The sequence below is a fragment of the Paraburkholderia sp. GAS334 genome (assembly GCF_050436625.1).
GTDB lineage: Bacteria > Pseudomonadota > Gammaproteobacteria > Burkholderiales > Burkholderiaceae > Paraburkholderia.
Genome location: NZ_JBNDMO010000049.1, coordinates 19,916 through 28,864, shown reverse-complemented (window position 1 = coordinate 28,864; position 8,949 = coordinate 19,916). Strand labels below are relative to the sequence as shown.

12 protein-coding genes and 1 pseudogene are annotated in these 8,949 nt (G+C 60.7%); 3 read left to right on the top strand and 10 right to left on the bottom strand.

Going from position 1 to position 8,949, the window contains the following annotated elements; genetic code table 11:
- Nucleotides 1-275: 275 nt before the first annotated feature.
- Nucleotides 276-701, bottom strand: coding sequence for a VOC family protein (locus P3T21_RS36245; RefSeq protein ID WP_429260683.1), 426 nt, complete (start codon nt 699-701; stop codon nt 276-278).
- 274 nt (nt 702-975) lie between these two features.
- On the opposite strand from P3T21_RS36245, the pseudogene P3T21_RS36240 reads away from it, so the two are divergent.
- Nucleotides 976-1,107: pseudogene (locus P3T21_RS36240) on the top strand (TIGR00366 family protein); the annotation flags it as partial.
- A 28-nt stretch (nt 1,108-1,135) separates the two neighbouring features.
- A complete protein-coding gene (locus P3T21_RS36235; RefSeq protein WP_429260682.1) occupies nt 1,136-1,828 on the top strand; it encodes a cytochrome b/b6 domain-containing protein in 693 nt (230 codons plus the stop codon).
- Nucleotides 1,829-1,872: 44 nt separating this feature from the next.
- Here the strand turns inward: P3T21_RS36235 and P3T21_RS36230 are convergent, their stop codons facing one another.
- The 5 genes from P3T21_RS36230 to P3T21_RS36210 form a co-directional block, all read right to left on the bottom strand.
- Entirely contained in the window at nt 1,873-2,334 is a 462-nt protein-coding gene (locus tag P3T21_RS36230) for a CHRD domain-containing protein (RefSeq protein WP_429260681.1), read from the bottom strand.
- Nucleotides 2,335-2,821: 487 nt separating this feature from the next.
- Complete coding sequence (locus P3T21_RS36225; protein ID WP_429260680.1) at nt 2,822-2,965, bottom strand: hypothetical protein; 144 nt, start codon at nt 2,963-2,965, stop codon at nt 2,822-2,824.
- A gap of 54 nt (nt 2,966-3,019) precedes the next feature.
- A complete protein-coding gene (locus P3T21_RS36220; RefSeq protein ID WP_429260679.1) occupies nt 3,020-3,523 on the bottom strand; it encodes a hypothetical protein in 504 nt (167 codons plus the stop codon).
- A 49-nt stretch (nt 3,524-3,572) separates the two neighbouring features.
- A complete protein-coding gene (locus tag P3T21_RS36215; protein ID WP_429260678.1) occupies nt 3,573-4,403 on the bottom strand; it encodes an MFS transporter in 831 nt (276 codons plus the stop codon).
- Complete coding sequence (locus P3T21_RS36210) at nt 4,403-5,281, bottom strand: class I SAM-dependent methyltransferase (protein WP_429260677.1); 879 nt, start codon at nt 5,279-5,281, stop codon at nt 4,403-4,405. The genes P3T21_RS36215 and P3T21_RS36210 overlap by 1 nt, the downstream gene beginning before the upstream one ends.
- Before the next feature lie 131 nt (nt 5,282-5,412).
- Between P3T21_RS36210 and P3T21_RS36205 the strand changes: the two genes are divergently transcribed.
- Nucleotides 5,413-6,351, top strand: a complete 939-nt coding sequence (locus P3T21_RS36205) for a LysR family transcriptional regulator (RefSeq protein ID WP_429260676.1) — start codon at nt 5,413-5,415, stop codon at nt 6,349-6,351.
- Nucleotides 6,352-6,532: 181 nt separating this feature from the next.
- Here P3T21_RS36205 and P3T21_RS36200 read toward each other — a convergent pair whose 3' ends face one another.
- The 4 genes from P3T21_RS36200 to P3T21_RS36185 form a co-directional block, all read right to left on the bottom strand.
- Nucleotides 6,533-6,691 (bottom strand): hypothetical protein, encoded by a 159-nt coding sequence (locus tag P3T21_RS36200; RefSeq protein WP_429260675.1) that lies wholly within the window; start codon nt 6,689-6,691, stop codon nt 6,533-6,535.
- Nucleotides 6,692-6,719: 28 nt separating this feature from the next.
- A complete protein-coding gene (phbB, locus tag P3T21_RS36195) occupies nt 6,720-7,463 on the bottom strand; it encodes an acetoacetyl-CoA reductase (RefSeq protein ID WP_429260674.1) in 744 nt (247 codons plus the stop codon).
- A gap of 155 nt (nt 7,464-7,618) precedes the next feature.
- Nucleotides 7,619-8,191, bottom strand: a complete 573-nt coding sequence (phaP, locus tag P3T21_RS36190) for a TIGR01841 family phasin (protein WP_429260673.1) — start codon at nt 8,189-8,191, stop codon at nt 7,619-7,621.
- Between the two features lie 295 nt (nt 8,192-8,486).
- Nucleotides 8,487-8,684 (bottom strand): hypothetical protein, encoded by a 198-nt coding sequence (locus P3T21_RS36185; RefSeq protein WP_429260672.1) that lies wholly within the window; start codon nt 8,682-8,684, stop codon nt 8,487-8,489.
- Nucleotides 8,685-8,949: the final 265 nt, after the last annotated feature.

Genomic DNA, 8,949 nt, shown 5'->3' with positions numbered 1-8,949 from the left:
CTCCGTCGTCCCGCGGGGAACCGGCAAGCATACCGAGACCAGAACACGACATTTCTGAATGGCTAGAACACGACATTTCTATAAAGCTACTACACACAAAACATCGATAATTTATATTATGTAAAATTAAAAAGAGGTCTTATGCTCGCAGGAGTTCAGCCGCGTTATTGGTGTTATGCGTCACGGCTATGATTTGCCGCCGTTCCTTCGCCGCTCGGATGACTGGCACGAGTATTTTGTAAATGAACTCACTGTCCAGATTGTCTTCCGGTTGTTTATGAGCGCCGCATCCACGGAGTGATTGTTAGTCCGACCAGCAATCCTTCCGGCGAAAGAAATCGTGTGACTGTCTGACCCCATGGCTCCTTCTTGTTCCTGACGAGCATTCGATAGCCTCGCGATTCCAGTTCCGCAGTTGCGTCTTCAACGTTCTCGACATCAAATTCGAGCCATGCCTGGGGAACGGGCGTGTTGTCTGGCCAGGAATCTTTGCCAAAGCAGGACTGTGCCGCCTGCTCGAGCGGCCACAAGGCAAAACTCCCAACGCCTTTCAGGGCCTCGGTATGCAGATAGCCGCCCTGCTCCTCCGTGAATGAGATATTGAGGATCTCGCCGTACAAGTTTCGGCCCACGCTTTTATCGCGGACGATCGGTCCAAATCCGGCAACGAACAGGATCTTGATACGCTCGAACTCTTGCATGTGAACTCCTCTTGAGGCAGCGGACAGCCCCGCGAACATAGTCAGCGGAGCAATTGCCTGCCTTCGATTCATGCGTACCGAAAGTAGACATCGCGCTGACATGTGTCTTGAATGAATCGGACATCCTGCGCATCTTTTAAAGGTTACACCCTGGCAGCCCCTGTGCTTGTGCTGCAGTTCGAACTCGCCAGGTTCTGCGTCATATTAAGGGCTTTAATATGACGCACGTTCGGCAGGGTCTTCCTGACGCCGACGAGGACAGGATGGAGACGGTAATATGGCGCAACGGTTCTGGGCGCTGCCGGCGCTCGCGATTGCGGGGCTTGGCGTACGGGACATCATGGGCTACTGCGTCACCGAGTTGTTATTCTCCGGCGTGGTGTGCAGGCCGGGCCTGCATCTCTTCCAGCCGCTTGCGGACGGAGACACGACACATGGATGCTCACGAACCTGTCACGCGGCCGACACAGCTTGTCCGCCGCCCGGTGCTGGTCTGGGACGCACCGGTGCGACTGTTTCACTGGCTGGTGGTGGTGCTGGTCACGGCGGCCTATGTCACCTTGAAGCTGAACTGGATCGACTGGCACGTCCGGGTCGGCGAGACGCTGCTCGCGCTGGTTATTTCCAGGCTGCTGTGGGGCTGCTTTGGCAGTGAGACCGCGCGCTTTCGCAGTTTCGTGGCGTCGCCCGCGGCTGCACTTCGTCATTTGCGTCACCTGTTTCGCCGCGAGCCGGATGTGCAGGTGGGGCACAATGCGGCAGGCGGCTGGATGGTCCTGCTGCTGCTCGCGTTGCTGCTGGTCGAGACGCTGAGCGGGCTCTACGTCAACAACGACATTGCCGACGAAGGACCGTTGAGCGAAGTGGTGCCCGTGTGGCTCGCCAACGCTATTTCGACACTGCACGGGCTTGTTTGGGACGTGCTGCTCGCCGCGGTGGCGCTGCACGTGCTCGTGATCGCTCTCTATGCGGTAGCGAAGGGACATAACCTGCTGCGTCCGATGCTAACCGGCTACAAGCTGCTGCCCTCGTCCATCGACGCGCCGCGGCAGACGCCAGCGCTGCTGGCGCTGCTGCCGCTCGGCGTCGGTGCTGCCATGGTGATGCTGCTCGCGGCCTATCTCTGAGCCTGCCGCGAACCTGATCTAAGGGTGCCGCTTCAGTGGTTGCGTCAGTTGCTCTTCGGCGGCACCACCTGGCCGCGGATTTCGCCATTCGGATTGTTCTTGGAATGAACGTTGATGTACATGTCACCGGCTTCGAACATCCTGGCGTCGTCCGGGGATAGCGTGGCCTGACCGTTGATCGGGCTCGTCATCTCCATGCTGCCCTTCTGAGAGAGCCAGACCTTCACGCCGGCGTTTTTGCCGGCTGGGGCAGGCCCATGGAAATGCGCCATCGTGCCCTGACTCGACAATCCGCTGAAGCTGATGTTCCATGTTACGACCCGCGTGCTGGGGTCGTACGTGAGGTTGGCGCTGCCGCTGCCTGGAGTCTGCACGGGCGGAACCTGTTGGGCGCCCGTCAACGGCACTTGAAATGAGACCGGCGCCGCTTGCGCCAACGTCAGCGCACCCGCCAGGGCCAGACTACCGAACACCATGAAGGCACGCAGCGAGATGGATCGTGACATCTGGTTTTCTCCTTTTGGGTTTGCCCTTGCTGGGCGGTAGCCACTATCGAAGAGTGCGGAAGACCTCGTCGGCGCCGCTGGCAGCCAAAGCGATGAGACAAGGATAGACGCAAGCCGCCGGTAACTCCAGGTGGGGTCCCGAAAGCCTCTGGCCTTGAAGTGCCTGATCCTGGCCACTTTTGTCCACACCTCCGAAACCTGAAAATACGCCTTCGAAAAGCACGCGGAGCCGGCACAGTCCACTCAGGTTAAGGTTGGCCGGCAACGTCGCGGCGGCAATGCTCAGTGCGCGCGGATAGACGTTACCGCGCAGGCTGATGACGATCAGCGACGCGTCGGTCGTACACCTTTCCTGGGCGGCTTGATTAAGTCGATCCGTGACAGTCGGCAGCCGCCTCTCCTCGCCCTTGGGCGTGGGCGGTCGAAACGCCAGGCCTTTGGGTGCCCGCGAACGGCGGTTATGGCCGACCAGCGGTCCCGAACGGCTCTAAACGACCTCCAGGCTGCGCTGACGATCCGTGCGGGGCTGGCCGATATCGTGACGCCCGGCATTCCGCCCGGACAGCATCACCGAATTGAACGCTGCCGCGCGCGACACGTTCAAGAGCGTGCAGAAACGTCCTTCGGTCATCGCCGCCTGCTGGAAGCAGCCTACGCTTTGGCAATGTCATGACTTACGGAACGATCAATAGCTCGGAGCCGCCCTGGGCTGAGGGCGCAGCAGTAGATAGAAGGCGGAAACATGCGTAATCATCAGCACAGGCACGTAGATGACCGGAATCGCGTACATAGCGCCCAGCTCTCCCGCACGCGCAGGAAGATCGGACTGCATAGCGTGGTAGTAGTCGAGGATGAGGTCGGTGGCTCCGGCAAGATTGAAGGTTACGACGAACAACCAGAAGAGTGCGCGTATTCGTGCTGTGAGTAGCGCCAGCATCGCCAGAACTCCCGTTGCGAAGTCACCGTATGCAGCGAACACGGCGAAGCTGGCAGGCAGTTGAGGACTGACGACGCCCGGCAGAATGAAGACCAGCCCGAAGAAACGGAAGCTGTGCAAGGTGGCGATGGCACGTTGCGCTTTAAATGGGTCCATCGACTTGAGCCTGGGCCAGACGTATACGCGGAAGCAAAGCAGCCACGCGACATACCCCAGAACGAGATGCAACTGGAAGAGAAGTTCCGGTGGCATGTTGCCTCCTGTCAGGTGTTGTCTGGCGCATTGAAGGCCAGGAAGGAGATCAGCCGGCGCGTCGTCGGATCAGCTGGCGCAGCGACAGCGCGTGCAGCAGGATCGAGCCTGGCACCACGAAAGCAGGGGTCAGCACATCCGGATAAGCGCCGGCGCCGATGCTCGACACGCCCGGAACGATCAACTGGAAGCGGCCGGGCGAGGTGATCATCCCGAGGGTAATCGCGACGGCGAAGTCGGCGAGGCCGAAGATGTTCCAGGCGATCGCCGCCTTGCGCCCTTGAGCGGTACCGCTCGCCACAGCGATTGCCGCCGGCACGGCGAACAGGCCGGTCAACACATCGCCAGTTCCCGCCGGCAACGCGAACACGCCGGGCAGCACCCCATGCAGCCAGGCAGCGAGAGCCCAGCTGCCGAATACCCGGTAAAGCTGAAGAGCGACAAGCCAGCTCGCCGGCATCGCATCGAGCACCTGCCCCACCCGCTTCGACAACAGCAACAACGGCGCGCCGATCATCACCGGCGGGAAGATCGCCAACGGCAACAACGGCAAGGGTGAGGCGCCCGCGAGAAAGACGCCATTGATCGCTGCGCTCCAGACGAGCGCGAACCAAAGCGTGTCTGGGATCATGACCGCCAGCCAGGTCGCGCGGCGTCGGCCCGGCGTCAGGTCGGTTCTTTCAAGGCCGAGCCACAAACCGACCGCGATAAGCCCATGGGCCATCAGCTGATGGGCTGTGGTCGGCACGCCGCTGGTCGGGATAATCGGCATCCAGTAGATCAACACAATCCACAGCGCCGCCAACGGGATGAGCCAAAGCAGGCTGCGCCAGACGGGACGCGGCGGGACGATACCAGCGGGAACAGAGGCGGCGCTCATCAGCGGTTCTCCAGGTGAATTTGGGTCTTCGTGGATGCGGCCTCGAACACCGCGGTGAGAATGCCGAGTCGGCGTTCCAGGAGATTTCGTCCCAGGTTGGCAGTAAGCTCTGCGAAGTCCGGCCCCATGACCACGCCGAGATTTGGTGAGGGCGGAGGCCCTGACGCACGCAGTTGGGTAAACCAGGCCTTTGCGGCCTCGGTGTCGTCTTGCCATGCCAGCGTGCGGAAACCTGCCTGTTCGATCGCCTCGCGCGTTGCGTCGGCCGTCAGGAGAAAGCTTGTTGCCGGCGTTCGCGCCCAGGGAACGGGGTAGTACGGTTCGCTGCCGTTTGGGGCGCCCCGAAGGAAGTCCCCTTGGGGGACGACGTCGTACGTCGCAAACCTGCCGCATGGCTTCAGCACGCGTTCGATCTCCTTGTAAAGCCGTGCGCGGTCGGAGATGTTCATCGCCACGTGCTGCAGCAATACGGCGTCGAAATGGCTGCCGTCGAAGGGAAGTTCCAGCGCGCTGGCGGTATGGAACGAAACCTGTTCGCTCTGCCCGGTGCGCCGGGTGAGATAGCGTGCGGCATCCACGAACGGTTCGCTGAGGTCGATACCCGTCATCCGGCAGCCACAGGTTGCAGCCAGAAAACGGGCCGGCCCGCCAACGCCCGAACCGACGTCCAGCACCGACATGTCGGCGGTGATCTCGGCCAGTCTGGCAAGCTCGGCGGTGGCAGCAAGCCCGCGGGTGTGAAACTGGTCGAGGGCGCCCAGTTGCTGCGGTGTGAGCCGCTGATCCTCCGGCCCAAGGACCGTGAGCGCGATCTTCAGCCGGTCGGTCAGACCGGTCGCGCGATAGTGATCTCGCACACCATCAAGTGCATCAGTCATTGCAAGGTTCCTCCACGGTCCTGGCGGATTGTTCAGGGCTTGCGAATCGACATCGGCATGACGCCTCATCTGCAGGCGTAGGTGTACCATGGCCTCTCACGAGCGACTATTCATCACAATGTTGACGGGCTATGAAGCAGAACTTCACAGTCAGACAGGGCGCGCTCGATGGCGTGGAGGTGTTTCTGAGCGTTGCCCAGCATCGCAGTTTTCGCCGGGCAGCCGCGGAACTCGGGGTGACGCCGTCGGCCGTCAGCCAGACGGTGCGTGTACTTGAAGCCCGCATTGGCGCAGCGCTCTTCATACGCACCACGCGTAGTGTCGGCCTGACCGAAGCCGGCGAACGGTTTCTTTCGCGCGCAAAGCCTGCCTTCGAGGAGCTTGTCGCCGCTAGTGAGGTTGCGCGCGGACTCGGCCAGCGGCCCGCCGGATTGTTGCGTCTTTCAGTGCCGCGCGCGGTGGTGCCAATCCTGCTGGAACCACTGATTGCATCTTTCTGCCAGGCTTATCCCGAGGTCGAGGTCGAGATCGCCGCAAGCGAGGAGCTGATCGATCTTGCGGCGGAAGGGTTCGACGCCGGCATCCGGCTGGGTCAGTTCGTCGACGCCGACATGGTCGCGGTACCGTTGACGCCGCCGTTTCGTCTCATCGTCGTCGGCAGTCCTGCCTACTTCGCAGGGCGCAGCCCGCCCAGGCACACGGACGATCTGCGCCAGCACGCATGCTTGCGATGGCGGCGATCCAGCGGCGCGCTCGCGCTATGGTCATTCAACGACAACGGCCACGCGATCGAGATCGCCGTATCCGGGCCCTTCATCGCCAACGACTTTCCCACCATGCTTGGCGCGGCAGTCGAAGGCATAGGCCTTGCCCAGCTACCTGAGCCGATGGCAGCTGACGGGTTGAGAGCGGGAAAACTGGTGCACGTGCTGGAGCCGTTCGCGCCGGTGATACCGGGCGTGTTTCTCTACTATCCAGGCCGCCGGCAGATCATGCCGAAGCTGCGCGCCTTCATCGATCATGTGAAGAGCCGCCCGGCAGGCCATGGCAAAGTCGCGGGTACAAGATGACTGTTGGCGTGCCGGGTTGCGGAAACGAGGGTGAGGTTTTCCTATATATGGACGTCATTCCGGCAAAGGCCCCTCCTCTCAGGGAAATTTACAGGCCCCTCGTTTTCCCTCGCGAGCGGCCGCTAGTTGACTTGTACCGACCGATCGATGCGATCACCCTTGATACCACGGGCGCAGAAGCTCAATGCCGGGCACTGCTCCAGTCCCGCCAGTCGTGATGGTGATCCAGCCGTCTGAGCAGTTTTCGGCGCATTTGCTCCCGGTGATAGTGAGCGGCGACGAACGCTGCGGCCATCACCAGCACGAATGAACCTACGACGATTGCCACTGCTTCACTCATCGGAACCTCCATTGCTGATCTCTCCGGTTCACTGCAGGTGTTGCCCTCCGTTGATCGCAATGTTGGCTCCGGTCACGAAGCCCGCCTCGCGCGAGCACAGATACAGCACGAGTGCGGCGACTTCGTCGGGCTGTCCGAGCCGACCGACCGGAATCTGCGGAATGATCTTCGTCTCGCGGATTTCCTCTGGCACTGCCATCACCATCTTCGTCGCGATATAGCCGGGCGAGATCGTGTTGACGGTGACGCCCTTCTTCGCCACCTCAAGCGCCAGCGATTTCGTGAAACCATGCATGCCAGCCTTCGCCGCTGCATAGTTCGTCTGACCGAACCCGCCCTTGGAGCCGATGATCGACGACACGTTGATAATCCGGCCCCAGCCGCGCTCGACCATGCCGTCGCACACCGGCTTCGTCATGTTGAACACAGAATCCAGATTGGTGCGGATCACCGCGTCCCAGTTGACTTTGTCCAGCTTCTTGAAGCTCGCGTCGCGCGTGATGCCAGCGTTGTTGATCAGGATGTCGACCGGTCCGACTTCAGCTTTGATTTGCGCCGCGCATCTTTCGCACGAGTCGTAGTCGGCGACGTCGACCGTGTACGCGCGGAACTGTCGTCCCTGCGCTTCCATCCGTGCGAGCCACTCGTTCGCACCGGTGTTACCCGGCGAATGAGTGACCACGACCGCATAGCCGGCGTCATGCAGCTTGATGCTGATCGCTTCGCCAAGTCCGCCCATTCCACCCGTCACCACCGCGATCTGCTTTGCCATTGAATCGTCCTCACAAAGGCTGGCCGCGTGCTCATCTGGAGCAACACTGCCTTCAGTCAAGAATTGGAAGTATTGGAGGCCAGGCCCCGTTAGCTATGAGTAATCCTTCATATGATCTGCAGGCGACACCGCGGGCATCGCTGCCCGCGGCAGCCTTATCGCTTCGCAATCGCGGCTACGGGCTCGTTCCCGGCATTGCGTTGCGCGGCCTTGGACGTGGTGGCCATAACTGCATCAAGATTGGTTCCGGCAATCTCCACGGCCTGTTGCCCTGTCTTCTGCAGCGATTCGCACAGCGTCGTGGTGGCGCTGATCGCGGACTGCCACGCGGCGATCGCTACTTCGGAACCTGCTGGAGCGCTCTTCGCCGCTTCCTCGATGAATGCCTGCACGCGAGCGTTATACCGCTCGTACTGCGTCTGCGCGAGTTGTGTGACCTCAGCTTGCGTTGTCGATGCGATGTCGAACGCTTGCCGGCCGTACGACAGCGACTTTTCCGCGAAAGGTCCGCTGAAACCTGCCTCCAGCGCGAACCACTGCTGCGGGTCTGTCGTGCCGGGCGCCTTCGTCATTCTCTCCTGAGCTTCCGCCAGCGTGGACCTGACGACCTGCAGGCTCAGCACGGCCAGCTTTTCGACGCCTTCAAAGACCTTGCCGGTCAATCCGAAGAACGCTTCGAGGCTGGCCTTCTGAGCGGCAGCGATTTGCTCGGGGTTCGATAGAGCCATTGTCAAATTCCTCAAGATTCGATCCGGCGCGCGAAACCCCGATAGGACGGGTGTAGCGCAACGGATCGCGATAGTGAATAAATCGAAGCACAAGGACGCCTGCCAGGCAGCATGCGTCGCGAGGGCTTCGGACTGTCATTACACCAATAAGCACTACAAATTAAGGCCAAACTGAGACACCTGATTCACGACTGCTTAGGCGCTCGCCGTGTGATGCAGTGGCGCTCTTGTCGAACATGAGGGCGAGCGAACCCCGCGGCTTCGTTCATGTCCGGGTGGCGCACGCCGCAAATGTCTAGCGCATCCGGGCGACCGCCTTGAGGATGAAATCGCCATTGCTTGTGACATGAGGACGTGGGCGTCCTGAAGTGAGGTCTTCCAGTGATATGAACTTACGCTCCAGCAGCGTGTCGAGCTCAGCGCGGCCCAGTTCGATCTGATCCGGCGCGTCCTTGATGAGCATTAAGGTGGCGAATTCATGGGGACTCAGCATATCGTCTCCTCCATTTAGTCTGTCTGCACTGGAAGTATTAATTACTGCTCTCTGGCGGCGAATGCCCGGCAAATATTCCCGGCGCCTCATCTGTAAAGCGATCATTCGAGAAATCGACGGTACGGAGACGTCATCATAACCGCTCAATTTTCAATTGCAATACGTAGGATGTTTTTATCGGCGCAGTCGTTTCGTCTGTTCAATGCTTTTTGCATGTGGCGTGGCAGCGCGTTGAACCCACAATGCCGTGCGGACGCCAATGGAG

What these genes read in the sequence shown, in the direction of transcription:
- P3T21_RS36245 (WP_429260683.1), bottom strand. Translation starts at nt 701, where the DNA reads ATGCAAGAGTTCGAGCGTATCAAGATCCTGTTCGTTGCCGGATTTGGA.
- P3T21_RS36235 (WP_429260682.1), top strand. Translation starts at nt 1,136, where the DNA reads ATGGATGCTCACGAACCTGTCACGCGGCCGACACAGCTTGTCCGCCGC.
- P3T21_RS36230 (WP_429260681.1), bottom strand. Translation starts at nt 2,334, where the DNA reads ATGTCACGATCCATCTCGCTGCGTGCCTTCATGGTGTTCGGTAGTCTG.
- P3T21_RS36225 (WP_429260680.1), bottom strand. Translation starts at nt 2,965, where the DNA reads ATGACCGAAGGACGTTTCTGCACGCTCTTGAACGTGTCGCGCGCGGCA.
- P3T21_RS36220 (WP_429260679.1), bottom strand. Translation starts at nt 3,523, where the DNA reads ATGCCACCGGAACTTCTCTTCCAGTTGCATCTCGTTCTGGGGTATGTC.
- P3T21_RS36215 (WP_429260678.1), bottom strand. Translation starts at nt 4,403, where the DNA reads ATGAGCGCCGCCTCTGTTCCCGCTGGTATCGTCCCGCCGCGTCCCGTC.
- P3T21_RS36210 (WP_429260677.1), bottom strand. Translation starts at nt 5,281, where the DNA reads ATGACTGATGCACTTGATGGTGTGCGAGATCACTATCGCGCGACCGGT.
- P3T21_RS36205 (WP_429260676.1), top strand. Translation starts at nt 5,413, where the DNA reads ATGAAGCAGAACTTCACAGTCAGACAGGGCGCGCTCGATGGCGTGGAG.
- P3T21_RS36200 (WP_429260675.1), bottom strand. Translation starts at nt 6,691, where the DNA reads ATGAGTGAAGCAGTGGCAATCGTCGTAGGTTCATTCGTGCTGGTGATG.
- phbB (WP_429260674.1), bottom strand. Translation starts at nt 7,463, where the DNA reads ATGGCAAAGCAGATCGCGGTGGTGACGGGTGGAATGGGCGGACTTGGC.
- phaP (WP_429260673.1), bottom strand. Translation starts at nt 8,191, where the DNA reads ATGGCTCTATCGAACCCCGAGCAAATCGCTGCCGCTCAGAAGGCCAGC.
- P3T21_RS36185 (WP_429260672.1), bottom strand. Translation starts at nt 8,684, where the DNA reads ATGCTGAGTCCCCATGAATTCGCCACCTTAATGCTCATCAAGGACGCG.